Origin of the sequence: Mycobacterium sp. 236(2023) (assembly GCF_029623955.1) — a bacterium.
Lineage (GTDB): Bacteria > Actinomycetota > Actinomycetes > Mycobacteriales > Mycobacteriaceae > Mycobacterium.
Genome location: NZ_JARSBP010000005.1, coordinates 251,134 through 277,789, shown reverse-complemented (window position 1 = coordinate 277,789; position 26,656 = coordinate 251,134). Strand labels below are relative to the sequence as shown.

General features: G+C 67.9%; 21 protein-coding genes. 6 read left to right on the top strand and 15 right to left on the bottom strand.

What is annotated here, in order from left to right:
* Positions 1–7: 7 nt before the first annotated feature.
* From sigM to P9A17_RS22110, 4 genes are all read right to left on the bottom strand, one after another.
* Complete coding sequence (gene sigM / locus P9A17_RS22125; protein ID WP_278040884.1) at positions 8–586, bottom strand: RNA polymerase sigma factor SigM; 579 nt, start codon at positions 584–586, stop codon at positions 8–10.
* Positions 587–653: 67 nt separating this feature from the next.
* The gene (murJ, locus tag P9A17_RS22120) at positions 654–4,262 is read right to left on the bottom strand and encodes a murein biosynthesis integral membrane protein MurJ (RefSeq protein WP_278041055.1); all 3,609 of its coding nucleotides are present in this window, start codon (positions 4,260–4,262) and stop codon (positions 654–656) included.
* Positions 4,255–6,675: a DUF6049 family protein gene (locus P9A17_RS22115; protein WP_278040883.1), complete on the bottom strand. Its 2,421-nt coding sequence runs from the start codon at positions 6,673–6,675 to the stop codon at positions 4,255–4,257. The genes murJ and P9A17_RS22115 overlap by 8 nt, the downstream gene beginning before the upstream one ends.
* Complete coding sequence (locus P9A17_RS22110) at positions 6,672–7,457, bottom strand: NUDIX hydrolase (protein WP_278040882.1); 786 nt, start codon at positions 7,455–7,457, stop codon at positions 6,672–6,674. Before P9A17_RS22110 ends, P9A17_RS22115 begins: the two co-directional genes overlap by 4 nt.
* Before the next feature lie 102 nt (positions 7,458–7,559).
* Here P9A17_RS22110 and P9A17_RS22105 point away from each other — a divergent pair, with 102 nt between their 5' ends.
* Positions 7,560–9,005, top strand: coding sequence for a CCA tRNA nucleotidyltransferase (locus P9A17_RS22105; RefSeq protein WP_278040881.1), 1,446 nt, complete (start codon positions 7,560–7,562; stop codon positions 9,003–9,005).
* Between the two features lie 18 nt (positions 9,006–9,023).
* Entirely contained in the window at positions 9,024–9,521 is a 498-nt protein-coding gene (locus P9A17_RS22100; protein ID WP_278040880.1) for a pullulanase, read from the top strand.
* Here the strand turns inward: P9A17_RS22100 and P9A17_RS22095 are convergent.
* Complete coding sequence (locus tag P9A17_RS22095; RefSeq protein WP_278040879.1) at positions 9,518–10,294, bottom strand: TIGR03084 family metal-binding protein; 777 nt, start codon at positions 10,292–10,294, stop codon at positions 9,518–9,520. The two genes, P9A17_RS22100 and P9A17_RS22095, sit on opposite strands and share 4 nt — an antisense overlap.
* 10 nt (positions 10,295–10,304) lie before the next feature.
* Positions 10,305–11,588 carry an MFS transporter gene (locus tag P9A17_RS22090; protein ID WP_278040878.1) on the bottom strand — a complete coding sequence of 428 codons (1,284 nt, stop codon included), beginning with the start codon at positions 11,586–11,588 and terminating at the stop codon, positions 10,305–10,307.
* A gap of 78 nt (positions 11,589–11,666) precedes the next feature.
* On the opposite strand from P9A17_RS22090, the gene P9A17_RS22085 reads away from it, so the two are divergent.
* Positions 11,667–12,281 (top strand): YqgE/AlgH family protein, encoded by a 615-nt coding sequence (locus P9A17_RS22085; protein WP_278040877.1) that lies wholly within the window; start codon positions 11,667–11,669, stop codon positions 12,279–12,281.
* Here P9A17_RS22085 and P9A17_RS22080 read toward each other — a convergent pair.
* Together P9A17_RS22080 and P9A17_RS22075 are read right to left on the bottom strand one after the other, a co-directional pair.
* Entirely contained in the window at positions 12,278–12,646 is a 369-nt protein-coding gene (locus P9A17_RS22080) for a hypothetical protein (protein WP_278040876.1), read from the bottom strand. The two genes, P9A17_RS22085 and P9A17_RS22080, sit on opposite strands and share 4 nt — an antisense overlap.
* A 74-nt stretch (positions 12,647–12,720) precedes the next feature.
* Entirely contained in the window at positions 12,721–13,671 is a 951-nt protein-coding gene (locus P9A17_RS22075; RefSeq protein ID WP_278040875.1) for an LpqN/LpqT family lipoprotein, read from the bottom strand.
* 175 nt (positions 13,672–13,846) lie between these two features.
* Here P9A17_RS22075 and leuS point away from each other — a divergent pair, with 175 nt between their 5' ends.
* The gene (gene leuS / locus P9A17_RS22070) at positions 13,847–16,693 is read left to right on the top strand and encodes a leucine--tRNA ligase (RefSeq protein WP_278040874.1); all 2,847 of its coding nucleotides are present in this window, start codon (positions 13,847–13,849) and stop codon (positions 16,691–16,693) included.
* 99 nt (positions 16,694–16,792) lie between these two features.
* Positions 16,793–17,647, top strand: a complete 855-nt coding sequence (locus P9A17_RS22065; protein ID WP_278040873.1) for a DUF559 domain-containing protein — start codon at positions 16,793–16,795, stop codon at positions 17,645–17,647.
* A 45-nt stretch (positions 17,648–17,692) separates the two neighbouring features.
* Here the strand turns inward: P9A17_RS22065 and P9A17_RS22060 are convergent, their stop codons facing one another.
* Entirely contained in the window at positions 17,693–18,358 is a 666-nt protein-coding gene (locus tag P9A17_RS22060) for an SDR family oxidoreductase (RefSeq protein WP_278040872.1), read from the bottom strand.
* A 56-nt stretch (positions 18,359–18,414) separates the two neighbouring features.
* Here P9A17_RS22060 and P9A17_RS22055 point away from each other — a divergent pair, with 56 nt between their 5' ends.
* Entirely contained in the window at positions 18,415–19,755 is a 1,341-nt protein-coding gene (locus tag P9A17_RS22055; protein ID WP_278040871.1) for a glycogen debranching protein, read from the top strand.
* Positions 19,756–19,758: 3 nt separating this feature from the next.
* Here the strand turns inward: P9A17_RS22055 and P9A17_RS22050 are convergent, their stop codons facing one another.
* From P9A17_RS22050 to P9A17_RS22025, 6 genes are all read right to left on the bottom strand, one after another.
* Positions 19,759–20,199, bottom strand: coding sequence for a MarR family transcriptional regulator (locus P9A17_RS22050; RefSeq protein WP_278040870.1), 441 nt, complete (start codon positions 20,197–20,199; stop codon positions 19,759–19,761).
* An 82-nt stretch (positions 20,200–20,281) separates the two neighbouring features.
* On the bottom strand, positions 20,282–21,013 hold the full coding sequence (locus P9A17_RS22045) for an amino acid ABC transporter ATP-binding protein (protein ID WP_278040869.1): 732 nt from the start codon (positions 21,011–21,013) through the stop codon (positions 20,282–20,284).
* Entirely contained in the window at positions 21,013–22,803 is a 1,791-nt protein-coding gene (locus P9A17_RS22040; RefSeq protein WP_278041054.1) for an ABC transporter substrate-binding protein/permease, read from the bottom strand. Before P9A17_RS22040 ends, P9A17_RS22045 begins: the two co-directional genes overlap by 1 nt.
* 50 nt (positions 22,804–22,853) lie before the next feature.
* Positions 22,854–23,519: a GntR family transcriptional regulator gene (locus tag P9A17_RS22035; protein WP_278040868.1), complete on the bottom strand. Its 666-nt coding sequence runs from the start codon at positions 23,517–23,519 to the stop codon at positions 22,854–22,856.
* A 52-nt stretch (positions 23,520–23,571) separates the two neighbouring features.
* A complete protein-coding gene (locus tag P9A17_RS22030; protein ID WP_278040866.1) occupies positions 23,572–24,369 on the bottom strand; it encodes an LLM class F420-dependent oxidoreductase in 798 nt (265 codons plus the stop codon).
* A 28-nt stretch (positions 24,370–24,397) separates the two neighbouring features.
* The gene (locus P9A17_RS22025) at positions 24,398–26,473 is read right to left on the bottom strand and encodes a PhoX family phosphatase (protein WP_278040865.1); all 2,076 of its coding nucleotides are present in this window, start codon (positions 26,471–26,473) and stop codon (positions 24,398–24,400) included.
* Between the last annotated feature and the right edge of the window lie 183 nt (positions 26,474–26,656).

Genomic DNA, 26,656 nt, shown 5'->3' with positions numbered 1-26,656 from the left:
TGACAGGTCAGTCGGCGCCGGCTCCCGCCGCCAGGCAGTTGAGGGATTGCGCCAGTTTAGCTCTGGCGCGCGAGCATCGGGATTTGACGGTCCCCTCGGCGACGCCGAGCATGTGCGCGGTCTCGGCGACCGAGAACCCTTGCATGTCGACCGCGACGATCGCAGCGCGCTGCTCGACGGGCAGGCGCAGCAGCGCACGTTCGATGACGATGGCCGTCTCCAGCCGGCCCGTCGGATCGACCGCGCCGCACGCGTCGTCCTCGAGGGTGTCCCAGGCTCGGGTTCTGTTGCGGCGCAGACGATCCAGGCACGCATTCACGACGATGCGGTACAGCCAGCTGCTGACGGCGGAATCGTGGCGGAACGAGTGGGCTCTGCGGTGCGCCGCGAACATCGCGTCTTGCAGAGCATCGGCCGCGTCGTCAGGATCACGGCTGGTCAGGTGCGCGAGGCGGTAGAGCTGGCGGTGGTGGCGGTAGAACAGTTCTTCGAAGGCGTAACGGTCTCCGTCGACGTGAGCGGCCAACAGCTCGGCGTCGGTGCGCAGCCGTCCCGACTGCTCCGGCTCGCCCCCGAATATCCCCACAGCCGAACACTAATCGGGCGCCGGGGAGGGTCAGGACACCAGTTTCACGGTGCCTTGAGGAGTGCCGTCACGACTTCGCGTTGAGCGTGACCTCGGCGATATCGCTGCGGCTTTCGCCGCCCACCTTTCCGAGGGTCGTCACCCACACCAGAACGTTCGATGTCGCCTCGGCGTCCTCGACCTCGATGGTGTTGGAGCCCGGTTTGAGCGGCGTGGGCTCGGTCAGCGCGGTGGTGGCGTCGAGCGAGGACGGCGTCGCGGAATCCGACGAGCGGATCTGAACTGACGTCCCGGTGCTGTTGAGGTTGATCGTGACGGAGCCGATGGTGGCCGGCTCGGACAGCTGCAGCATCAGCCCGACGCCGTTCTTGAAGTTGGGGAACGGCACCGGGTCGGTGTAGGTGTCGATGGGCCACACAGTCGTGGGGTTCCCGTCGATCGCCAGCGGCGCGAGCTCGGGCGCGTCGGCCTCACCCTCGGGCGAGAAGACCGTTGCGCGAACGGGTTTGATCGCAGAGCCGGTCCCACTCGGGCTCTCGGCCTCCGTCGACGATGGGGCGTTGAGGCCGAGTTCGTCGCCGCCGAGACCGTTGCCGACGTCCCCGAAAATCCGGCTCAGCACCGTGGCGAGCAACACGACCGCGACGATGACGATCGCCCCGGCGACCGTCAGGCCGATGACGACGCCCTTGCGCCGGCGCGCATCGGCGTCCGGGTCGGCATCCTGGTCGAACCCGGAATCAGTGCCGGCGCCGCGTGTTTCGGGGGCCGGCTCGCTGACCGGAGCGATGTGGTCGGTCCGATCGGCGATCGCCGTCGCCTGTTGCAAGAGGTTCAGCAGTGTCGGTGCGCTGCGGATCCCGCCGCCCTCCTGGACGGCACGCGCCGCGGCCGCCGAGATCTGGAACGGGATGTCGCGATCGACCGAGCGGGGTTCCACCGGCTGGCCGGCGGCGTCGAGATCGGCTTGTGCGAGCCCGCTGGGGTCTCCGGCTTCGGGCAGCGGCCACTTGTCGACCAGCAGGGCGTACAGCGCGGCGCCGATGCCGCGGATGTCATCGTCGGGCGACGCGCTGGAAAGCGTCGCGGGAAAGGCGAGGGCGACGTCGCCGTCGATGCTCACCCTGATGCGGCTCGGATGGTCGATGGACAGCGCCACACCGTTGCGGTGGGCCACCTCGGCCGCGGCGGCCAGCGACTGGATGGCCCGGGCGCCGCCGATCGGCGACGGGTTGGTCTCGGCGACCTCGGCGAGCGAGCCTCCCCGGATCCATTCGGAGACCACCAGACCGCCGGTGCCGGACTTCACGACGTCGAGCACGCGGGCGACGCCGGGCATGTCGATGCGGCTGAGCCGCTGGGTGCGATCCAGGATCTCCTGGACCGCGGAGTCGGACATCGTTCCGTCCGGGTCGACGAAGGTCAGTGCCACCGGCCGGTCGAGCGCCGTATCGAGGGCCTGCCAGAACTGCAGATGCTCCGGACCGCCGTGGGCGACGAGAAGGCGGTATCGCCCGCTGACGGTGGCGCCGGGGATGAGGTGGACCTCGTCGGCCGCTGTCGCTGTCTCGATGGCCGGCTCGCGGGGCGGGTCGAACGCCAGCGCTTCGCGGGTGGGGTCACCGCCGTAGTCGGACGGAGGGCGGACGGCGGGGTTTGCCGTGGGAATTGCGGTGGTCGCCGAGTCGTCGGAGACAGTCTCCGGGATGTCAGGCACGTCGGGCTGGAAATCGTCGGGATGCACTGTCGATTCGGAATCAGATGCACCCGGCCGGACGAAGCGCGTCGTCGCAGTGGAATCGGGGTCGGGCGAAGAATCGCCGGTGGGTTTGTCGCTCACCGCAGATCCTCTCCGCCTCCCGTCGTCGGCAACTTCGGCCCGTGGTCCCCGCGGCACCGATCTGGGAAGCTGACCTCGGCTTGGCGGGGGCCGATCACTTCGATCAGCGTACGTGAGGGGACGCGGCGACATGTCCCGGACGGGCGGGGTGACCGGCTGCGGGCGCCGTCCGAGGCGGCGTTGCACCGCGGCCACCGCCGATCGGGCGTCGGGGACCTTCGCGGCCAGCATGATGCCGACGATGATCGGCACCATCACCAGGCCGAGGGCGACCAGCCGCAGCAGCGAACCGCCGGCACCCCAGTGGTTGGTGAGGTTCTCCAGACCGAGAAGCTGGTCGACCACGTGCGCGATGAGGCCGGCCGCCAAGGACGCCGTGATGGTGACGAGGATCGTCCGGATCACGTCGTTGTCGAGGAGCCGTCCGCCAGGTGGGTCCAGCCGGGCACGGAGCAGCAGGTAGCCGACCGTGGCGCCGGCGAGGAAACCCAGGCCGTTGGCAAGGCCGAGGTAGCCGGCGACCAGGTCGGGGTTGTCGGTGACGTGCGGGGCGGCCAATGACGCGGCGACCTTGACGATGGTGATGACGACGATCAGCAGGATCGGCGTCCACGGCTCTTCGCGCGCGTAGAACACGCGCAGTTGCAGCAGCACCAACGCGTACGGGATCAGCGTGAACGACGACAGCGTGATGGCCACGCCGAGATAGCCGGCGTCGACCGCGCCGAAGTTTCCGTAAGAGAACAACGCGCTGCCGATCGCGGGGCCGCCGACCGTCATCATCGCGACGATCGGGATGAGCGTCACCATGGTCAGCCGGGTGGCCAGGGACAGGTCGGCGAGCACGGCGGGGCCGTTCTCGGCGGCGGCGTTGCGGGACAGCCTCGGCATGACGACGGTCAGGACGGTGACGCCGACGATCCCGAACGGCAGCTGCAGGATCAGCCACGTGTAGTTGTAGATCGCGGGCCCGGATGCCGCGGCGGCGCTGGCGACCTGGTTGCCGACGATGAAGCCGACCTGGCTGATGAGGACGTAGAGGACCATCGCCACGGCCATCATCCCGAACTTCTTCAGCCGGGCGTCGATGCCCCACAACGGTCGGAGGCTGACCCGCTCGCGCCGGATCGCGACGAACAGCACGCTGGCCTGCGCGACGACGCCGAGGGTGGTGCCGATGCCGAGGACGAGGAGCTTGGCATCGCCCATCTCGACGGGGTTGAGTGAAAGTTCGCCGGGGACAACGACGTACAGCCCGAGCGTGGCGATCGCGACGATGTTGTTGACGACGGGGGCCCAGGCGGGTGGCCCGAACACGTTGCGGGTGTTCAGAATTGCCATGAACACCGCGTTGAGGCCGTAGAAGATGATCTGCGGTAGCAGTAGGTAGGCGAACGCGGTGGTCAGGGACCGGTCGACGAGCGGATCTGACCCCAGCATGAGGTCGACCAGCAGCGGGGCCGCCACCGTCGAGATCAGGGTGACGGTGAGCAGCAGTGCGGTGGCGAGCGTCAAAAGCCTTCGGATGAAAGCGGTTCCGCCGTCGGGATCGTCGCGCTCGGCGCGCGCCAGCACCGGCACGAAGATCGCCGTGAACGTCGCTTCCAAGACCAGCGCGGCGATCATGTTCGGCAGCTGGTTGGCCACCGTGAACGCGCTCGACAGCGCGGCACCGAGGATCGCCGCAAGCAGCACGATGCGTGCGAACCCGGTGAGCCGGCTGACGAGGGTGGCCAGCGCCATGCCCCAGGAACGGGACACCACTGCGGCGTCGGACATCTCGGGCCGGGGTGCCGCCGGGCGTGGCGGCGGCATGGGGGGAGGAGCGTCACGCATCGTCGCCGCCGGATGCTGTTCGGGCGCGGCGCTCGGCGCGCCGATCGGGGAAGGCTTCGTCATGGCCGTAGGAGAGCGCCACCTCGATCGGGTCGGGACGGTCGAGGTCCGCGCGGTCGGGTTGGCCGCGGAACCGGTGCCACAGCCGCCGGCCGACGAGCAGCGCCAGGATCCCGCCGCCGGTCAGCGTGATGAAGAACAGCACCTTGCCGTATGCGTTGGAGTGCACCGACAACCGGGCGGGTTCGCCGAGCGGCACACCGTCGGCGGTGCGAAGGGCTACGTCCACGGCGACGCGCTGGGTGAAGTGCACCTCGATCGGCACCTTGAGCGGCAGGAAGCCCGGCGGCAGCACGATCTCGCCCATGTCGGTCACCGTCATGCCGGGGGGCGCGTCGATGTCGAGTCGGACGCGGATCGGCACCGGAAGGTCGTTGCGCAGTGCCAACGGCAACGGACTGCGCTCGGTCGCCAACGTGTAGGAGCCGCCGGGGTTGACGATCGTCACGGCATTGAAGAGGTCCTCCACGGTTCGGCCCACCGTCGTGAGCCGCTGCTGTGCGAGCCCGTTGCGCGCATCCGGTGGCACCGAAAGGCTCAGTGCGCGAAGGAGATCCTCACGCAGCGGGGCCGTGTACTGGTATCCGGTGAGGCCGGTGCGCTCGTCGGTCGTCAGTGCCGAGGTCAGGCCCCACAGACGTCCCGTCGCCGCGGCGATGCCCGTCACCACGCCTGCGTCGAACCGGCCCCGCGGGTTGCCGAGTGGGCCGGTGGGCAACGGGGCGTTCATCGCCGCGGTGTTGGCCTCGTTGATCAGCACGGGCAGCGGGCGCGGCATCGCGAGGCCGGACCGGATGCTGGTGGCGAGCGCGGTCAGGACGGACTGCGCGTCCTCCGGCGTCAGATTCCACATCAGCGGCGGCATCAGCACCTGGGTCCGCGGGGTGGTCTCGGGGTGCAGGCTGCGCCACAGCAGGGAGGCGAGTCCGTCCTGGCGCCGAGCCGCCGCCGAGTCCTGCTTGACGGAGATGTCGAGGGATGGGTCGACGTAGGAGGGCGACTCCGGGGCGGGGCCCATGCCGGCCAGGGCGGCGCCGACGGCGGGATCGAACGGTGCCGCGACGACGTTGGGGGTGTATCGCACCGGCGCGGTGTCGGCGGTCGCGGCGGTGCCGTCGGAGGTCTCTTCGGGGCCGACGAGATTTGCCGCCCCGATCGCGACGGTGGGGCCCTGCCCGGAGAGCAGTTGCACCGCCGAGGCGGTCAGCGGTCCGTCGCCGACGAGGCTCACACCTTTGGTCGACGTGATGCCGAGGATCTGGTCGACGATGCCGCCCGCACCGTTGGTGGCGGTCGCGGACAGGCCGGGGTCGGCGACGCGGTTGAGGGCGTCGAGGTCGGCCTGTGCGTAGGTGGTTGGTGCCACACACATCCGCTGCGCCAGCGCTTTGAGCCGGTTGAGCCAGTCGACCGCGGCCTGCTGCCCGACGCCGGGGTGGGTCGGGGTGCCGGGGCCGGCGTCGGCGGCGTCGTTGACGACGTAACCGTTGGTCATCGCGTTGACCGTCACCAACAGGTCGGGGTCGACGGCCAGACACAGCGATCGGGTGACGGCGCCGCCGGGATCGACCTCGGGGCTGGTGGCGAAATCGACGGCGGTCAGCATCGTGTCGAGCCGCCCGCCCGTACCCAACGACGTCGCCAGCTCGTCGTCGATGAGCCGCACTGGAGTCGTACCGCCCGGGGCGCCTGCGGCCAGCCGGGGCCGGTCGGCCAGCGGCCAGAACATGGTCAGCCCGACGGGGCGGGTGGTGTCAGGAGGTACGGCCGAATCCAGCGCCTCACTGTCGGTGTCCCCGCCGTCGGGGCTCTCCAGCGGAGGGACCCCGAGCACCGGCAGCAGGAAACGCGAGTCGTCGAGGCGCGCCGCCGAGCCGTAGTCGGGTGTGCCGTTGACGTTGACCATCAGAGGGTAGACGCCAGGGCTGTCGATGCGCATCGACGCCCCGTCGGCTGTTCGCAGCGGATAGGCGAGGCGGAACGGAACTTGTTGTCCGCGAGCAAGCTCCGGTGCGGCGGTGATGAAGTCGGCGACGGGCTGGTACTGGTCGACGTTGCCCGCGAGATCGGTGCGCAGCGCGCTCGACGATGTCACGGCCGGGCCGCGTTCGAGGCGGACGACGACGTCGCGCACAGCGCGGTCACCGATGTTGCTGATCGAGCCGGTCACGGTGACCATCTGGTTGCTGGTCGTGGTGATGACGTCAGGGGTGATGCTGTCGATCTGGACGCGCAGGAACGGGATGGATGCGGGTTGAGCGCCGGCGGGTGGGGGAGCGGCGACCGGTGCCACGGCAAACAGGAGCGCGACGATGACGGCGAGCAGGCGCCCGGAGCGCCCGGGCTCCGTCACGGTCCTTGACCGCAGCCGTTCGTCCGCCTGCCGGGCTGTGGCTGCGCGGTGGGGTCGGGCCTGCGTTGGCGCGTGTGCGAATGCGTCTGGCCGCGCCGCCGCGGTGCCGTGCGCGGTAACGGTGGCAGCGCGTCGGGCCCGTCGGTGTGCAGTTTGTCGATGAGTTCGTCGGCGACCTCGGCGAGCTTGCGTTCGTCGGCGTAGGCCAGCCGCGACGGAAGTTCACGCAGCGGTACCCAGGCCACCTCGGTGACTTCGACGTCCTCGTCGGAGAGCTCACCCCCGAGGAAGCGCATCAGATAGTGGTGCACCGTCTTGTGGACCCGTCTGCCCTCGGTGACAAACCAGTAGTCGATGCTGCCGAGCGCGGCGAGGACGCTGCCTTGGATGCCGGTCTCCTCGGCCACCTCGCGGATCGCGGTCTGTTCGGCCGTCTCGCCCATTTCGATATGGCCCTTTGGCAGCGACCACAGCATGCGGCCGCGGCGGTCGATGCGCCCGATGAGGGCGGCCACCTGGCTGTCCTTCGGACCGTCGAGTCCGTCGATGACCAACCCGCCGGCCGACGTCTCGTGCACGGTGCGCAGACGTTCCTGCGGGCGGCGGGTGCGGGTCTTCTGGGGCTTGGGGGCTTGGCCGGGTTTGTCGGTGGACGCGGTGCTGGGAGTCTGCTGGCGGTGGCCGGCGGGCTGTTCCGAGCCGCTCTCCGGGGGACCTGCCGCGCGTCGGCCGCGGCGCCGACCCCGGCGCCGTCGTGGTTTGGCCTGCTCGCCGTCCGACACCCAAGCGATAGTAGTTGGCATGAACATTGCCTTTCACCGCACTCGCCGGTCGGTGACATGGCTGTGACCAGTGGGCTCTGCTAACCAGTAGGCTCACCGGACGTGCCCGACCCCATCTCCGACGCCGAACGGCTGGCGACCGCGCAAGTCGCGTTGAATCGTCATGGCGCGGTGCTGCGCGACCTCGGCCAGGTGTTCGCCGACAACAACCACGAGTTGTATCTCGTCGGTGGGACGGTGCGCGACGCGCTGCTCGGGCGGTTCGACCCGGCGAAGAACGACCTCGATTTCACCACCGACGCGCGCCCCGAGCAAATGCTGCGCTTCCTCCGGGGTTGGGGGGACGCGCTGTGGGACACGGGCATCGAGTTCGGCACCTTGGCGGTGGGCCGGGGCAGTGACCGGCTGGAGATCACGACGTTCCGCGCCGACACCTACGACCAGGTGTCGCGCAATCCCGAGGTGCGCTTCGGCGACAACCTGGCCGACGATCTGGTGCGCCGCGACTTCACGGTGAATGCCATGGCCGTGCGGGTCACCCCGGAAGGGCCGACTGAGTTTTTGGATCCGGTGGGCGGTCTGGCGGCGCTGCGCGACGGGGTGCTCGACACCCCGTCGGAGCCGGAGGTGTCGTTCGGAGACGATCCGCTGCGCATGCTGCGGGCGGCGCGGTTCGTCTCGCAGCTCGGGTTCACCGTGGCGCCGCGGGTTCGGCACGCGCTCGAGGAGATGGCGCCGCAGCTGTCGCGGATCACGGCCGAACGTGTCGCCGCCGAACTCGACAAGCTGCTCCTGGGCGCCGATCCGGTCGCCGGTCTGGACCTGATGGTCGACACCGGGCTGGGCGACGTCGTGCTGCCGGAGATCGGTGCGATGCGGATGGCGATCGACGAGCACCATCAACACAAGGACGTCTATCAGCACTCGCTGACCGTGCTGCGTCAGGCCATCGATCTCGAGGACGAGGGCGCCGATCTGGTTCTGCGGTGGGCCGCGCTGCTGCACGACATCGGCAAGCCGGCCACCCGCAGGCACGAGCCCGACGGCGGCGTGAGCTTCCACCACCACGAGGTCGTCGGCGCGAAGATGACCCGTAAGCGCATGCGCGACCTCAAGTACTCGAAGCAGATGGTCGCCGACGTGTCGCAGTTGGTGTATCTGCATCTGCGGTTCCACGGGTACGGCGACGGCCGCTGGACCGATTCGGCGGTACGGCGGTATGTCACCGACGCGGGTCCGCTGCTGACCCGGCTGCACAAGCTGGTCCGTGCCGACTGCACGACACGCAACAAGCGGCGCGCGGCACGGTTGCAGGCGAGCTACGACGATCTGGAACAGCGCATCGAGGACCTCGCGGCCAAGGAGGATCTCGAGCGCGTGCGCCCCGACATCGACGGCAACGAGATCATGAAGATCCTCGGGATCCCGCCGGGGCCGCAGGTCGGTCAGGCGTGGAACCACCTCAAGGAGTTGAGGCTGGATCGTGGGCCTCTCGATCGCGAGCAGGCTGTCGATGAATTGATGAAGTGGTGGAACGAGCGGGCGTAGCCGTGCGTCTGATCAAGTGTGGAGTACTGCTTGGGTGACCCGGACGGGTCCGCCACGTTGTGGACTGCCGGTCCCGACACGGATTTCGACGGCGACGGGGTGTTCGACGCCGTGGGACTCGACGTCGACGACGACGGATTCGACGACGTGCTGCTCGATCTCGACGCCGACGGGACGGCCGATCACGCCGTCTTCGACCTGGACGGCGACGCGGTTCCGGAGGCGTATTTCACCGACGACGGCACGGGCACCTGGGCGGTAGCCGCGGACCGCAACGGCGCGGCACTGCGCTGGCTCGGGCTCGACGGTGTCGAGCATCCGGCGTCGTCGGCCCCTGTGGATCTCGACGCCGACGGTTCTCCCGAGCGGCTGGGCGATGTTGACGGCAACGGATTGGCGGACCGTGCGTTCGGGGCGGGGCAGGCGTGGGTCGACACCGACGGCGACGGGCGCTGGGATGTGCGGCTGTCCGACGGGGACGGCGACGGAGCGGCCGACGCCGCCGAATATCTCTAACCCCGTCCCGGCCCCGGCGGTCCCGCGAATGCCTGCGCGATCGTCAGCCACTTCTCGGCGTCGGCTCCGTGGGCGACGACATCCAGCTGCGCACGCGGCCGGCGCTGCGTGACGAGCATGCAGAAGTGTTCGGCGGAACCCGTCACGCGCTGAGCGGCGTCCTCCGGTCCCCACGTCCAACTCGAGCCGTCTGGCGCGGATAGTTTCACGTGGAACGGTTCCGCAGGCGGGGTGAGCCCGTGCACGGCGTACGCGAAATCCCGTGTCCGGACCCCGATATGGGCGATCGAGCGCAGCCGCGCCGTCGGCGTCCGCGTCACCCCGAGCGCGTCGGCGACGTCGAGGCCATGCGCCCACGTCTCCATCAGCCGTGCCGTCGCCATCGATGCTGCGCTCATCGGGGGACCGAACCACGGCAGCTTGCGGCCCTCGGCGACGGTGAGCAGTTCGTCGTGAAGGGCAGCGCGGGTCGCACGCCAGTCGGCCAGCAGTTGGGCTGGCGGCGCGAGGGCGAGCGCTTCGGCACCGGCGTCCACGAACTCCGTCGGGTTCTCCGCGCCTTCGGCGAGCACCGCGGAGAACCCGGCTTCGTCGGTGACCGATGTGAGCGCCACCCGGTCGGTCCACAACAGGTGTGCGATCTGGTGGGCGATCGTCCAGCCGGGCGCGGGGGTTTCCGTCGCCCACCGCTGCGGCGGTAGCTCCGCGATCAGGGTGTCGAGATCGTCGCTTTCAGCACGCAGATCGGCGACCATCGGGGCAGCTCCGGCCATGCCGATCACCCTAGCCGCGCCGTCGGCGGCGCTTGGCCACCGTCGCGTGCACGGCGAGCCCGACAAGGTAGAAGCCGGAGCCGGCGACGGCGAGCGCGGGTGACCGACCGTCGGGAGGAATGACGGCGGCGGTGCCGACCATCGAAAGGATGTAGGCCACCCAGAACAGCGAGTCCTGGACGGCGAACAGGTGCCCGCGCAGTGCGTCGTCGACGTCGACCTGCATCGCGGTGTCGGCACACAACTTGACGACCTGACCCGCCGCGCCGAGCAGGAATCCGCACACGATCATCACGGGCAGGTTCAGCGTCGCGCCGACGAGCTGCACGCCGGCGGCGAACACGAGGGCCCCGTTGGGCGTCACGTAGCGGCCCCACCTCTTCACCATCCACGGTGTCAGGAGCGTCGCGAGGAAGAGCCCGGCACCGCCTGACGTGAGGAACAGAAAGCTCGTTCCGAAGCCGGCTACGGTGGCCTCCTCGGCGTGGCGCACCATCACCAGCACGAGCATCGTATTGATGCCGAAAGCCATCCGATGTGCGGCCAGTCCGCCGAGGGTGGCCGTGACGGTGGGGACGGCGATGACCGTCCGCAAACCGTGCACCCAGCCGGTGGCCACCGCATAGAGGACTGAGCCGTGGACCGCGCGCACGCTGTCGTCGGGGCCGAGCAGCCGAGGCGGAAATCGCTTCGACAACCACAGCGCCAACGCCACCGGCACCGTGACGAGGACGATGACGACGGACCCGCCCGAGTCACCCGCACCGAACAGCCAGCGCGGCACCAGCATGAACACCACCCCGCCGAACGCGGCGATCGAGCCTGTCGCGGTGTACACGGAGTTCATCGCGATCACCTGGGCCCGGGGCACGACGTGCGGCAGCGCCGCCGACATCCCCGACGAGACGAATCGGGTGAAACCGTTGACGACCAACGCGCTCAACAGGATTGGAATATCTCCGACACCGGCGGCCAGCAGTGCGCTGACACCGACGACAACCACGAGACGGCCGGTGTTGGCTGCGAGCAGGACCAACCGCCGGTCCCAGCGGTCGAGGAGCGCGCCGGCGAACGGTCCGAGCAGTGAGTACGGAAGGAACAGCACGGCGAACGCGGCGGCGATCGCCCACGGTTCGGCTTCGCGTTCGGGATTGAACAGGATCGCGCCGGCGAGCCCCGCCTGGAACAGGCCGTCGGCGAACTGACTGACGGCGCGCAACTCCAGCAGCCTGCGGAACTCCGGGAGGGCTCGGACCGAACGCCACAGCGTGCGTAGAGCGTGGTCGTCGGGCACGCGACCAACAGTACAAATATCGGCGTGCGGACCGCTTGTTCGCCCCGATCCTGGTGTCGGTGGTGACATGATGGTCGGATGGCGCAGCCAGACGATCCGGAGGATTACCACGACAGGGCTGCACCCATCGCTCCCCGGGTCCGCGCGGGCACACTGCTGCTGGCCAACACCGATCTGCTGGAGCCCACCTTTCGCCGCAGCGTCATCTACGTGGTCGAGCACAACGACGGCGGCACCCTCGGTGTAGTACTGAACCGCCCGAGCGAGACGGCGGTGTACAACGTGCTGCCGCAGTGGGCGAAGCTGGCGACGAAGCCGAAGACGATGTTCATCGGCGGGCCGGTCAAGCGCGACGCCGCACTGTGTCTGGCGACGTTGCGGGTCGGGGCCGACCCGGCGGGGGTGCCGGGACTTCGGCATGTCCAGGGACGCGTCGTGATGGTGGATCTCGACGCGGAACCGGACGGCTTGGCACCGCTGGTCGAGGGAGTGCGGATCTTTGCGGGCTATTCAGGCTGGACGATCGGTCAGCTAGAGGGAGAGATCGAGCGTGACGACTGGATTGTGTTGTCCGCGTTGCCTTCTGATGTTCTCGTGGAGCCGCGCGTCGACCTGTGGGCCAGGATCCTGCGCCGCCAGCCGATGCCCCTGTCGCTGATGGCGACACACCCGATCGACCTCAGCAGGAATTAGCGCCCGCAGGACAGCGTGCATGAACCGCACGCGCTGTCGCTGCCGCATCCGCCGGTACCACTCGCGACGGTTTGCCGGGCGTTCTCCCGGGTGACGGCCTTGGCGCTCTGCCAGCATCCCGCGGCGACGGTGCCGATCGCGCCGACTATGCACACGATGAGGATCGTCAGCCCCGTCGATGGTCGGGCCGATAGGGCGACCACACCGCCCGCCCCCAGCATCACGGCGGCGGCGAGCTGGGTCGGAGCCACGGCGCGCAGCACCCGCTGCACGAAATCATCAGACGGCCGGCGCATCAGCGACCACACACCCAGAGCGGCGGTCACGAGGGCCGCGCACAGACTCAACACGGCGGCGACCAGCATGAGCTTCAGAATACGGTGTGCCGGTTAGGCCGCCGTCCCCCGGGCGCCAGGCTTCGCCCGGGGGACGACGTCGTTTATCCCTGCAGTCCCAACAGCTGTGGCGGGGGAGCCACTGCGGGGACGCTGGGAGCTTGGGGCGGCGCCGCGGGCTGCGGCGGCACCGGGCCGGCGGCAGGAGGCGCTGCCGGGGCTGCCGAGGGTGCGCTGACCTTGAAGCCGTTGACGATCGCCTCGGTGGCGCCTGCGGCGGCGACAACCTGGTCCACGCTGGTCGTGACCGCGAGCGATACCAGGTAGCTGTCCGGGCCGACGGTGGCGATGACATTGCGCCGCGACGTGTTCAGCGTCATGTTGTTCTCGCGGTAGGTGCCCTCGATGATCGACGACGGCATGCCGCCGAAGTCGGCGAGCGAGGCATCGGTGGACCGCCAGGCCGGCAGCTTCTGGCTGTCGATGAAGCCGTGGCTGATCGCTTCCTTCGGATCGAACTGGCCGACCAGCTTGTAGACGACCACCTGCGCGTTCGACGAATAGAGGCCATTGCCGCCGACGCGGTCGGCGAGGACGGCGAACGCGTCCGTCACGTTGGGGTCGGGGATGTGCTCCCAGCCGCGGGGCATGGGCAGGACGATGTTCAGCGCTCGGAAGTCGCGACTGACCTGGGGTTCCATCGCGACACCCTTGGAGGCGAAGAACTCCGCGAGTGTTCCCGACGTGGCGGGGACGATCGTCGACACCGGTGGGGGCGGCACGGCGGGGGCGACAGCTGCGCCCGCGGCGGCGGGGATGGCGGCCGGGCCGGCCGCGGCAGGCGTCACGGGTTGGGCGGCAGCCGGTTGGGCCGCGGCGTTGGGGGTGACCGTTATGGTCTGCGTCACCGTGGCGGGGACCGGAATCGCGGGCTGAGGAATAGCAGGCTGGGCGGATGCCGTGGAGGCGGTGACGCCGAACACCCCCGCGACACCGGCGGCGCAAGCCCCGATGCCTCCTGCCAGAACCCGCCAGTGGCGGGCGATTTCGCTCATCCGAGTCCAGTCCCTTCCAACGTGTGGAGCCGTCAGGCGAGAAATGTATCCACGGCCGTCGCGACGTCACCAGCCCTAAAACCGACCTGGAATCAACCCCTGATGCATCCGCAACGGAACCGAGACCTACCCGACGCCCGGAAATCGGCGAGCGGGGTGCTTATACCCTGGTGGGGTGACTGAAACGCCCATCGCTCCTGTCGACGACACCCCCGAGCACCGCTACAACGCGGAACTCGCTGGTGAGATCGAGCGCGCCTGGCAGCAGCGGTGGACGGAGTCGGGAACGTTCGACGTCGCCAATCCGGTCGGATCGCTGGCACCGGCCGACGGCAGTGCGGTGCCCGCCGACAAGATGTTCGTCCAGGACATGTTCCCGTATCCGTCGGGCGAGGGCCTGCACGTCGGGCACCCGCTGGGCTACATCGCCACCGACGTGTATGCCCGGTACTACCGGATGACCGGACGTAACGTGTTGCACGCCTTGGGTTTCGACGCCTTTGGTCTGCCCGCCGAGCAATACGCGATCCAGACCGGCACCCATCCGCGGACCAGGACCGAGGCGAACATCGTCAACTTCCGGCGCCAACTCGGGCGGTTGGGTTTGGCGCACGACGCCCGGCGCAGCTTCGCGACCACCGACGTCGACTACTACAAGTGGACACAGTGGATCTTCCTGCAGATCTTCAACGCGTGGTTCGACACGTCGGTCAACAAGGCGCGCCCGATCGCGGAGCTGATCGCGGAGTTCGAGTCCGGCGCGCGTTCGGCCGGGGACCGGGCGTGGGCATCGCTGACCGAGGACGAGCGGGCCGACGTCGTCGACTCGTATCGACTGGTGTATCTGGCCGATTCGGTGGTGAACTGGTGCCCGGGTCTGGGGACCGTGTTGGCCAACGAGGAAGTCACGGCCGACGGGCGCAGCGAGCGCGGCAATTTTCCGGTGTTCCGGAAACGCCTGCGGCAGTGGATGATGCGGATCACCGCGTACTCCGACCGGCTGCTGGATGACCTCGATGTGCTGGACTGGCCGGACAAGGTCAAGGCCATGCAGCGCAACTGGATCGGCCGATCCACTGGCGCCTCGGTGCTTTTCGGCACCGACGCAGGCGACATCGAGGTGTTCACGACGCGGCCGGACACACTTTTCGGCGCGACGTACATGGTGCTGGCTCCCGAACACGAGCTGGTGGACCGCTTGGTGGCGGGCGCGTGGCCGGAGGGTGTCGACGAGCGCTGGACGTTCGGCGCGGCGACGCCCGCCGGTGCGGTGGCCGCCTACCGCGCCGGGATCGCCGCCAAGTCCGATCTGGAGCGTCAGGAGAACAAGTCCAAGACGGGTGTGTTCCTGGGTGCGTACGCGACGAATCCGGCCAATGGACAACAGGTTCCGGTGTTCATCGCCGACTACGTGTTGGCCGGGTACGGAACGGGCGCGATCATGGCGGTGCCCAGCGGTGACCAGCGCGACTGGGATTTCGCCACCGAGTTCGGGTTGCCCATCGTGGAAGTCGTTGCCGGCGGCGACGTTTCCGTGGAGGCCTACACCGGTGACGGGCCGTTGGTGAACTCGGGATTCCTGGACGGCATGGATGTCGCCACCGCGAAGACGGCAATGACGGACCGGCTGACCGCCGACGGGCACGGTTGGGCGCGGGTCGAGTACAAGTTGAGGGATTGGCTTTTCGCGCGGCAGCGGTACTGGGGCGAGCCGTTCCCGATCGTCTATGCCGAGGACGGGCGTGCACGTGGCCTGCCCGAGGAGCTGCTGCCTGTTGAACTGCCCGACGTTCCCGACTACTCGCCGGTGTCGTTCGATCCCGACGATGCCGACAGCGAGCCGTCACCGCCCCTGGCGAAGGTGATCGACTGGGTGAACGTGGAGCTGGACCTGGGCGACGGCTTCAAGAGCTACACCCGCGACACCAACGTGATGCCGCAGTGGGCGGGCAGCTCCTGGTACGAGCTGCGCTACACCGACCCGTTCAACAAGGAAGCCCTGTGCGCCAAGGAGAACGAGGCGTACTGGATGGGTCCGCGGCCGGCCGAGCACGGCCCCGGCGACCCGGGCGGCGTGGACCTCTACGTCGGTGGTGTCGAGCACGCCGTGCTGCACCTGCTGTATTCGCGGTTCTGGCACAAGGTGCTGTTCGACCTCGGCCACGTCAGCTCGCGAGAGCCGTACCGCCGCTTGGTGAACCAGGGCTACATCCAGGCCTTCGCGTACACCGACTCCCGCGGGTCCTATGTCCCTGCGGCCGACGTCGTCGAGCGGGACGGCAAGTTCTGGTATCCGGCCCCAGAGGGCGAGATCGAGGTCAACCAGGAGTTCGGCAAGATCGGCAAGAGCCTGAAGAACTCCGTGTCGCCCGATGAGATCTGCGACAACTATGGAGCCGACACCCTGCGCGTCTACGAGATGTCGATGGGGCCGCTGGAGGCCTCCCGGCCGTGGGCCACCAAGGACGTCGTCGGTGCGCACCGATTTCTGCAGCGGGTGTGGCGACTGCTGGTCTCCGAAGACACTGGGGCACCGGCCTTTTCCGATGACGCACTCGACGACGACACACTGCGACTGCTGCATCGCACGATTGCCGGGGTGGCCGACGACTATGCGGCGCTGCGCAACAACACCGCGGCCGCGAAGCTGATCGAGTACACCAACCATTTGACGAAGAATGCGGTGACGTCGCGCGCCGCGCTTGAGCCGTTGGTGTTGATGGTCGCCCCGCTGGCGCCGCACCTGGCCGAAGAGTTGTGGCGGCGACTCGGTCACGACGGCTCGCTGGCGCACGGCCCGTTCCCGGTGGCCGACGAGCGCTACCTGGTCGAGGACACCGTCGAGTACCCGGTTCAGGTCAACGGCAAGGTGCGTGGCCGCGTCACGGTTGCGGCCGACGCTGCGGCAGACGCGGTCGAGGCGGCGGCGCTGGCCGACGAGAAGGTCGTGGCGTTCTTGGACGGGAAGTCCCCGAAGAAGGTCATCGTCGTCGCGGGCCGCCTCGTCAACGTCGTCGTCTAACCCGCGATTTCGGCGTACTTGGACAACCTCAGCGTTACCAACTACGCCCGAATCGCCATTCCCGGAACCGTTCCGCTAGACCCGTGCGTCAAAACCTATGTGCTAAAGGAATATCTCCGGCGTCAAGACGGGGTAGTCACGCTGGCGCAAGCGTGTCGTGCGGGCCTGAGCCGACAGTCGGTGCATCAGCGCGTTCGATCTGGACTGTGGCGGCAGTGCTCGCGAGGCGTCTACTTCGTCGACGATCGGCCTTTCACGGACGCCGCACGTCTTCGAGCGGCGGTCTGGTCATTCGGCGAGCATGCGGTGGCCAGCGGGCTGGCTGCCGCGTGGTGGCACAGCCTCACACGCTACGCACCGCGCGACATCGAAGTGACCGTGCCGCGGAACTCCAGCGGGCGGAAGCGAGAAGGCACGCGCGTACGCCGGCGCGACCTGTGCCAAGGTGACGTCGTCGAATGCAAGGGCCTTCGTGTCACCGCGCTGCCACTGACGGCCATCGAGGCCGCAGTCCGCGGCTATGGCAATGCGGCAATCATGGACAGAGCGCTGCAGAGTGACGCCGGCCTCGGTGACTTGTGGGCGACGCATGTGCGAAACAAGGGTCGGTACGGTTCACCGTCGGCTCGGATCCTGTTGCAGGCTGCCGATGGCGAGCACTCCGAAGCCGAGCGGCTCTTCACAAAGCTGTTGCGTGCGTCGGCGATAACGGGCTGGCGGACCAACGTGCGTGTCGGGCAATACGTTGTCGACGTCGTGTTTCGCGGAGCCAAAGTCGCGATCGAAGTGGACGGTTGGGCGTTCCACAGCGATCCGGAAGCATTTCAGAACGATCGCAAACGGCAGAACCATCTTGCGCTGCAGGGCTGGCAGGTTCTCCGATTCACATGGCTCGATCTGGTGGAGTATCCCGACCGCGTGATCGCGACGGTGCGTTCGGCGATTCGGGCGTAGAACGTCAACGCAGCATTGTCGAAGTACGCCGAAATCGCAGGGGGATTACCGCGGGCGGATGACGACTTCGCGGACGTGTGCGTCGGGCGGGGCATTGACGGCCTCGACGGTCAACTGCGCCACGGTCTCTGGGCTCAGGAACTCGCTGGGTTCGTAGGGCCTGCCCTCGTAGGCGACGAGGTCTTCCTGCATGGGGGTCGCGATGCGGCCGGGGTGGATCGACGTGACACGTAAGGACGGCTCGTCGACGCGCAACGAGTCGGCGAATCCCCGCAGCGCGAACTTGCTCGCCGTATAGGACGCCAACCCCGATGAGGCGTTGATGCCCGCGCCGGAGTTGATGAACACGACGTGGCCGCCTGCGCTGCGCAGGGCGGGCAGCAACTCGAGGGTCAGGGCGACGGTGCCGACGACGTTGACGGCCATGGTCGCGCGCCACTCGTCGACCTGGGATTCGGCGACCCGGCCCGGGTAGGCCACTCCGGCGTTGTGGATCAGCACATCGAGCTCGACGATCGGCTCGACGACCGCTGCCATCGCGTCAGGGTCGGCGAGGTCGATGGGCCACGTGGTGGCTCCGAGACGCTCGGCTACGGCGTCGAGCCGGGACGACGGTCGCCCGGCCAGAAACAGCGTGTGTGTCGAGGCCAGCGCGTCGGCGAGGGCGGATCCGAGACCGCCGGACGCCCCGGTGATCATGGCTGTCGGCACACCCGAAACCCTACCGGCCTGCATATCGGGCAGAGTCGTCGCATCATTGACGGACAATGCCGCACGATCCCAGCTTCGCCCCGACACAATTGGCGGCCCGCGCCGCCTATCTGTTGCGCGGTAACGACCTCGGTGTCATGACCACCGCCGCGCCCCTGCTGTATCCACACATGTGGAGTTGGGACGCCGCCTTCGTGTCCATCGGCCTGGCGCCGCTTTCGGTGGAGCGCGCCGTGGTCGAGTTGGACACGCTGCTGTCGGCGCAGTGGCGCAACGGCATGATCCCGCACATCGTCTTCGCCAACGGGGTGGACGGGTACTTCCCTGGCCCGGCCCGCTGGGCCTGTTCGGCCCTGTCGGCCGACGCTCCGCGGTCGCGGCACACGTCCGGAATCACCCAGCCGCCCGTCCATGCGATCGCGGTCCAACGCATCCTCGACCACGCGCGGAGCCGCGGCCGCTCCACCCGCGCGGTCGCCGAAGCATTCCTGGACCGGCGCTGGAGCGATCTGGTGCGCTGGCACCGCTGGCTGGCCGAGAGCCGCGACCCCAACGGGCATGGCCGCGTCACCATGTACCACGGCTGGGAGTCCGGGATGGACAACTCGCCGCGCTGGGACAGCGCCTACGCCAACGTGATTCCGGGAGATGTGCCGGAGTATCAGCGCGAGGACAACAAGATCAACACCGACGCCACCCAGCGTCCCTCCGATATGGAATACGACCGGTACCTGTGGCTGCTGGAGGAGATGAAGGCCGCCCGCTACGACGACGAGTTACTTTCCAAGACTGTCAGTTTCGCGGTCGAGGACGTCTTCGTCTCGGCGATCCTGTCGGTGGCGTGTCAGGTGCTCGCCGAGATCGGTGAGGATCACAAACGGCCGCTCGCCGACGTGAGGGATCTGTATTCCTGGGCGGACCGCTTCCGCTCCGGAGTGATTGCGACGACTGACGAAAGAACTGGTGCGGCAAGGGATTACGATCTGCGGGCGGAGAAGTGGATCGTCACCGAGACGGCGGCACAGTTCGCGCCGCTGCTGTGCGGCGGACTGTCCCACGATCGGGAGCGGGCGCTGCTGCGGTTGCTGGAGGGGCCGCGCTTCTGCGGACACCCTGACCTCGCGTATGCGCTGATCCCGTCGACGTCGCCGGTGTCGCGGGACTTCCGTCCGCGGGAGTACTGGCGGGGACCTGTCTGGCCGGTGATGACGTGGCTGTTCTCGTGGTGCTTCGCGCGGCGCGGGTGGGCAGAGCGCTCGTCCACGCTGCGCCGGGAAGGACTGCGCCAGGCCAGTGACGGCACGTTCGCCGAGTACTACGAACCGTTCACGGGTGAGGCGTTGGGCAGCATGCAGCAATCGTGGACCGCGGCGGCGGTGCTGGACTGGTTGGGTTGAGCGCTATTCCGCGATGCGCTCGAGCGGCGCGAGCGCCTTCGTCAGCGCTTCGAGCTCGTCCTCGCTGAGCTTGCTCAGCAACGCGGCGAGGTGAGCCTGCCTGGACCCCAACGCCTCCCGGTGTTGGGCCAGACCCTGGGGGGTGATGTCGACGAGGACGGCGCGCAGATCGGACGGATCGCGGTCGCGCTTGACCAGGCCGAGCTTCTCCAGCCGGCGGATGGCCACCGTCGTCGTCGGTGTGCGGACCCGTTCGTGGGCGGCGAGTTCGGTCATGCGCATCGGGCCCTGATCGAACAGCGTGAGCAGGATCGACAGCTGGGCGAGCGTGAGGTCGCCGGACGTCGCAGTCCGCCCGGTGTGCCGCATCACCGACATCACCTTGGACAGCACGCGTTGCAATTCACCAGCGAGTTCGCTGACCCGTGCTTCGGTGGCCACCATAATTCAGACAGCCTAACCTGTCCGATGCTGCCAAGTTGGGGTGTCCGCGCGATTCTCGCGAAATCGCGGCTGGTCGCAGGGTTCAGAGGACCTGGGCGAGGAAGCGCCGCAGCCGATCGGTCTCGGCGGATTCGAATAGTTGCTCGGGCGGTCCGGTTTCGACGACCTGGCCGTGGTCCATGAAGACGACGGTGTCGGCGGATGAGCGAGCAAACCCCATCTCGTGTGTGACCACCACCATGGTCATGCCGTCCGCGCCGAGGTCCGCGATCAACTCGAGCACCCCTTTGACCAGCTCGGGGTCGAGCGCAGAGGTGGCTTCGTCGAAGAACATGACCTGCGGTGCCATGGCCAGTGCCCGGGCGATGGCGACCCGCTGTTGTTGGCCGCCGGACAGCGTCGTGGGCCGGACCTCGGCCTTGTGGCGCAATCCGACCCGATCCAGCTGGGCGAGGCCGAGATCGCGGGCCTCGTCGGTGCTGAGCTTCTTGAGCTTTCGCGGGGCCAGCGCGACGTTGTCGAGCACCGTGCGGTGCGGGAAGAGCTGAAAGTGCTGGAACACCATGCCGATTCGCTGCCGCAACTGGTCGGGGTTGTCGCCGAGCACCGAGCGTCCGTCGAGCAGGATGTCGCCCCGGTCGGGTTCGTACAGCCGGTTCAGCGTGCGCAGCAAGGTCGATTTGCCGGACCCGGACGGTCCGATCACGGCGGTGCTGGATCCGGCGGCAACGTCGAGGTCGACACCTCGCAGCACCGCGCTCTTGCCGAACGACAGGTGAATGTCCTTGGCAGTCAGGGAAACCGCAGTGGTCATCAGTTCATCTCCTGCGAGGTCGACAGTGTCAGTGGGTCCTCGTCGGTGGGTTGTCGTCCTTTGCGCAGCCGGGAGTCGATGAAGTTGACGAGGTGTGTCAACGGGATCGTCAGCGCCAGATAGAACAGGCCGGCGGCCACCAGCGGCGACAGGTTGCCCGTCTGGGCATTGAGATCCCGGCCGACCTGGAAGAGTTCACGTTGGTCGGCGACGAGCCCGAGGAAGTACACCAGCGACGACGCCTTCAGCAGTGAGATGAACTGGTTCATCAGTGCGGGCAGCACGCGCCGGACGCCTTGAGGTACGACGACGAGCCGCATCGACGTGGGGTAGCCGAAACCCAGTGCGCGAGAGGCCTCGAGCTGGCCGGGATCGACGCTCTGAATGCCGGAGCGGAAGATCTCTCCGATGTAGGCGGCGGCCATCAGACCGAGTGCCGCGATGCCCAGCGGATAGGGATTGTTGCCGGTCAGTCCGCCCACGACGGGACCGATTCCGAGACCGATCAGCAGGATGATCACCACTTCGGGCAGCCCGCGGAAGATGTCGGTGTACACCCGGGCGGGCCAGCGCAGCCATCGCGATTTCGAGATTCCGGCGACGGCGAGCGCCATGCCGAGGATCAGGCCGATGATGCTGGCGGAGATGGTGAGGATCAACGTGTTGGGCAGGCCGGTCTTGAACAGGTCGGGGATGGCCTGGCGGTAGAGGTCCCAATCGAGGAAAGCCGAGCCGAGTTGGGACAGCATGGATTTCGGCTGGACGGGAGCTGCGGGCGTGTTGCCGGCCTGGTTCTCGGCGGCGATGGCGGTGAAGTCGGGAAGCTCAGGTTCCGGGGCTGCCTTGGATCCGGGTTTCCATCCGGGCGGCAGGGCGCGGGGCACCCAGTCGGTGTACAGCTTCGCCCACGTGCCGTCGGCGATGACGGCGTCGAGGCCGGAGTTCAGCGCGTCGATCAGGGCGGGGTTGTCATTGGCGACCGCCCAGGCGATGAAATTGTCCAAGCTGAAGGTGTTCTCGATGATTTGCGCCGGGTCACCGGGCTGCACCGTGCCCTGTGCCTGCTGTGACGGCGCCACCCACGCGTCGAGTTGACCGGACTTGAGACTGGCGTAGACGGTGTTGTAGTCCGGGAACTTGACGGGTTGCAGCTTCAGCGTGTCGATGACGTAGGCCTCTTGCACGGTGCCCTGAACCACCCCGATGCGTTGCCCGGAGGCGAGCTTGCCGAAGCCGTCGATCGGGGAGCCGTTGGGAACGACGAGCGAGAAGTAGCCGAAGTCGTAGCCGTTGGTGAAGCCGACGGTGCGGCGCCGGGCGTCGGTGGTGGTGATCGACGACGACCCCACGTCGAACCGCCGGGCTGCGACTTGGGCCAGCAACCCGGAGAACTCGGTGCCGACGAAGTTGATCCGAAGACCCAGCTTGTCGGCGACGGCGCGCAGCAGTTCGTTGTCGAAGCCGGTGAACTGGCCTGCAGAGTTGATGCAGATGCTGGGGGGCGCGTCGGAGAGCGTGCCGACGGTCAGAACGCCCGGCTGGCTCAGACCCAGGGCGTTGACGTCGACGGAGTCGAGGGGCTTGACCGTCGCTGTCGTGTACTTGTCGGCCTCGGGGCCGCTCGCGGCCGCGGCGAGATTGGTGGGTAGCGCGCTGGCGCTCTCGACACCCGGTGGAGAGCATTGGCCACCTGGGCACTTGCCGGGACGGCAAACCCCATGGTGAAGACGATTCCCACCACCAGCGCGATCACGAAGGTCTTCACGGTGTGGCGCAGTACCCGTAAGCACGTCATTCAAAGCAAGGTAGCGCGCCGCCCGATCGAGTCGGCGGCTTCTCCTCAACCGGAACGCAAAGCGCACAGCACGCCGCGCCGGACCAGCTCGTTCAACAGGATTCTGGCCATGACCTCGGCGCGTTCTGCGCATGCGGCACGGGCGGCAGTCCCGTCCCGGGCGATGATCGCGGCGAGCTCGGCCTCGTACGAGGGCAGCAGCTGCTCACGGTGCTGCACGTACGTCTCCCAGAAGGACTCGGGGATGAACGTCTTCGACGAGTCGATCGCCGCCTGCAGTCTCGGCCCGGCGTACTCGGCGTTGACGATGGCGCGGAACCGCTTGGCGTGGGCATCGAACTGTCGCGCGTCGCGACCGGTCCGCATCTGCGCGACCTCGCTGTCGAGCTCGGCGATCACCGTCGGGTCCGCGGCGGCCGCGGCACGCCCGGACGCGATGCCGCTGATGAGGCCGTAGAGCTCGTGATGTTCGCGGACAGCCGACTCGTCGAACCTTTCGACGTAGGCCCCACGGTGATAGCGCGTCGACAGGATCCCGTCGTGCTCGAGTTGCACGACCGCCTCTTGGATCGGCACCCGACTGAGCCCGAGTTGAGTGGCAATCTCGTTGCGGTCCAGGCGATCTCCGGAGCGGAGCTTTCCTGTCAACACCAGATTGACCACGTGATTGACCACGAGGTCCTTCTCTTTAACCCCATACTTCTTGGGCATGGCGGCGACAGTCTCTCACGGCAGCTCCCGCCCGCAGGGCCGTTCCGCAGCATCACCCGCCGGTGTTTTGGCGGTCCCGCCAGCGGCAGAGGGTTTCCGCCGTCGACAGGTCGTAGTCTGGCCCGTTGACGCCGACGGTCAGCATCGAGATGCCCAGCGACGTCAGCGCTGCGGCGTTCTCGAGAAGGTCTTCGGAGTTGCGGCCCTTGGCTTCCGCCGACCGCTCGATCGTCGCCGGGTCGCGGCCCACGTCGGCGCAGTGCCGCGCCAGGATCTCGGACTTGCGGGGGTAGCTGTCGGTGTCCGAGAAGGAATGCCAGATGTGGGCGTGTTGGGCGACCAGGCGGAGAGTTTTCTTCTCGCCTCCGCCGCCGATCAGCACCGGGATGTCGCGCACCGGCTGGGGATTGAGTTTCGCCAGCCTGGATTCGATCCGGGGCAGCGCATCCGCAAGGTCGTCCAGGCGGCTGCCCGCGGTGCCGAACTCGTAGCCGTACTCGTCGTAATCCTTCTGCTTCCAGCCGGATCCGATGCCCAGGATGAGCCGTCCGTCCGAGACGTGGTCGACGGTGCGGGCCATGTCGGCAAGCAGTTCAGGGTTGCGGTAGGAGTTGCACGTGACCAGCGCGCCGAGTTCGATGCGCGATGTCTGCTCGGCCCACGCACCCAGCATCGTCCAGCACTCGTAGTGCGCGCCGTCGGGGTCGCCGTACAGCGGGAAGAAGTGATCCCAGTTGAACACCACGTCGACGCCGATGTCCTCGCAGCGGCGCACGGCATCGCGGATGAGACTGTATTGCGGGGAGTGCTGCGGCTGAAGCTGAACGCCGATACGGATCGGAAGAGTCATGATTCCAACGTAACCCTGCGCCCGGCACTTACATGCCGATCTGGCCGCCGCTCTTCCACACCGCGACCACCGACGGCCGCGCCGTGCCGTTGCCGCCTTCTGGCCACCTCGACTGCGGGTCGTCGATGCTGTTCTCGTCGTTCTCACCCGGGTGCTGGACAGAGACGGTGACGATGTCGTCCGTCACCACCGGGCCGCACGTTTCGGCTCCGAGCGGCACGGTCAGGAACTGCTTGGTCTCACCGCGGTTGGGGCCCTCCAGCGCGACGGCGAACAGTCCGTCGTTGGAGTCGAGCGCATTGCCGTCGGTGGAGATCCACAGGTTGCCGTGGCTGTCGAAGGCGAGGTTGTCCGGGCAGGAGATCGGGCTGACCTTCGTCTTGTCGAACCCGCCGTAGTAGGTGTCGGCGGCGGCGGGGTCACCGCAGACCAGCAGCAGGTCCCAGGTGAAGTCGGTGCCCGTGTGGTTGTCGGTGATCTCGAGGATCTGCCCACTCTTGTTGTCGTTGCGCGGGTTTGACGCGTCAGCGGGCGCTTCGCCGTCGGCGCCGCGCTCGTCGTTGTTGGTCAGTGCGACGTAGACCTTGCCGGTCTTGGGGTTGGCCTCGAAGTCCTCGGGGCGGTCCATCTTGGTGGCGCCGGCTTTGTCGGCGGCCATTCGGGTGAACACGGCGACTTCCTGCGCGGTGATGCCGTCGACGAGCGACTCGGCCTGCCCGTTGGGTCCGGACTTCAGCAGCGGCAGCCAGGTACCGGAGCCTGCGAACGAGCCTTTGGCGGGAAGCTTTCCGGAGCCGTCGATTTCGTTGACGGGGATGTCGCTGGACAGCTTGGCGACGTAGAGCGTGCCCTCGTCGAGGATGGCCAGATTGTTCGCCATCGCGGCGGGGTCGGTCCCCGGCTGGATCTTGCGGGTGGAGACGAACTTGTACATGTAGTCGAAGCGCTCGTCGTCACCCGTGTACGCGACGACGGTGCCGTCGTCGGTGACGTAGATGTTGGCGCCTTCATGCTTGAGGCGGCCCATCGCGGAGTGCTTGATCGGGGTGGACGTCGGATCCCACGGGTTGAGTTCGACGACGTAGCCGAACCGGTTGTTCTCGTTGGGGGTCTTGACGAGGTCGAAGCGGGGATCGAATGTCTCCCATTTGAGTTCGGAGGGCTCCGGGGACAGACCGTAGCGGTCCCAGCGATCCGCGTCGACGGGCTGGGGCGTGGGCGAACCTTCGGGTGCGCCGAAGTAGCCGTGGAAGTTCTCCTCACCGGAAAGAACAGTGCCCCAGGGTGTTACGCCTCCGGCGCAGTTGGCGATGGTACCCAGCACGGTGCGGCCGGTGGGGTCGGCCTGGGTCTTGACGAAGTCGGTGCCCGCGGCGGGCCCGGCCAGTGTGAACGGACTGTCGCCGGTGATGCGCCGGTTGTACTTGCCCATCACCGGTTTCAGACCACCTTCGGGGGTGCGCTCGACCTCGACGACGCCCATACCCATCGACGCGATCTCGACGTCGAACTGGTCGCGGGTGGGGGCGTCGGCGTTGTAGCCGGGGAACATGAATTGCGGTGTGGCGTACTCGTAATTGGTCACCAGAAGGTAGTGCCCATCCTGGCCCTCGATGGGGAGCAGCCCGGCGAAGTCGTTGTTGAAGCCGAACTGGCCGCGCTGCGAGGCGCCGGTCTGCTTGGTGACGTCGAACGGGGGCGCATCGGGCAGCACGGGGTCCCCCCAGCTGATGACGACCCCTTGCTCGTAACCGTCGGCGACGACGACGGCGTCCTCACTGTTGGGGGCGACGGAGGCGAAGTTCATGCCGGCGGGGGGCTCGGCTGCTGCAGGCGACGATGAGGCGGTCGTGGGTGCCGGCTGCGAGTTGTTGGAGCATGCGGCCAGCGCCGAGCCTGCGCCGACGGCGAGAACGGCGACGCCGCCGGCCTGCAGGATGGAGCGCCGCGAAACCGCCTTGGCGATGTCGCCGAAGTACTCGTTGTCGCTCTTGTTGGGCACCGGCTTCGAGCATGCGTTGCCACACTTGTGCACACAGGTGACGTGCTGTCGCTTGGACTTTCCGTTGTGGCTGACAAGCAGATTGAGCGGCACTAGCGCCATGGCGACAGTTTCCTTCCGGCATGAATTCCGGCCGGGGGGCTGGGCGGCCGGACCCGCAGGAAGTTACTGCAGCCGGGGTAGCAGAAGGCAAGCAATGGGTGAACAAGAGTTGACGGCCACCCCGCCGGCACGTGCGGCGCGGAATGCCACGGTTTTGCTAGCAAACACTGATGCCATCCGGTA

Bases quoted from the DNA above. Each gene is read 5' to 3' on its own strand.
- murJ (WP_278041055.1), bottom strand. From the start codon at position 4,262: ATGCGTGACGCTCCTCCCCCCATGCCGCCGCCACGCCCGGCGGCACCC.
- P9A17_RS22095 (WP_278040879.1), bottom strand. From the start codon at position 10,294: ATGGCCGGAGCTGCCCCGATGGTCGCCGATCTGCGTGCTGAAAGCGAC.
- P9A17_RS22085 (WP_278040877.1), top strand. From the start codon at position 11,667: ATGGCGCAGCCAGACGATCCGGAGGATTACCACGACAGGGCTGCACCC.
- P9A17_RS22080 (WP_278040876.1), bottom strand. From the start codon at position 12,646: ATGCTGGTCGCCGCCGTGTTGAGTCTGTGCGCGGCCCTCGTGACCGCC.
- P9A17_RS22075 (WP_278040875.1), bottom strand. From the start codon at position 13,671: ATGAGCGAAATCGCCCGCCACTGGCGGGTTCTGGCAGGAGGCATCGGG.
- P9A17_RS22055 (WP_278040871.1), top strand. From the start codon at position 18,415: ATGCCGCACGATCCCAGCTTCGCCCCGACACAATTGGCGGCCCGCGCC.
- P9A17_RS22050 (WP_278040870.1), bottom strand. From the start codon at position 20,199: ATGGTGGCCACCGAAGCACGGGTCAGCGAACTCGCTGGTGAATTGCAA.
- P9A17_RS22045 (WP_278040869.1), bottom strand. From the start codon at position 21,013: ATGACCACTGCGGTTTCCCTGACTGCCAAGGACATTCACCTGTCGTTC.
- P9A17_RS22035 (WP_278040868.1), bottom strand. From the start codon at position 23,519: ATGCCCAAGAAGTATGGGGTTAAAGAGAAGGACCTCGTGGTCAATCAC.
- P9A17_RS22030 (WP_278040866.1), bottom strand. From the start codon at position 24,369: ATGACTCTTCCGATCCGTATCGGCGTTCAGCTTCAGCCGCAGCACTCC.
- P9A17_RS22025 (WP_278040865.1), bottom strand. From the start codon at position 26,473: ATGGCGCTAGTGCCGCTCAATCTGCTTGTCAGCCACAACGGAAAGTCC.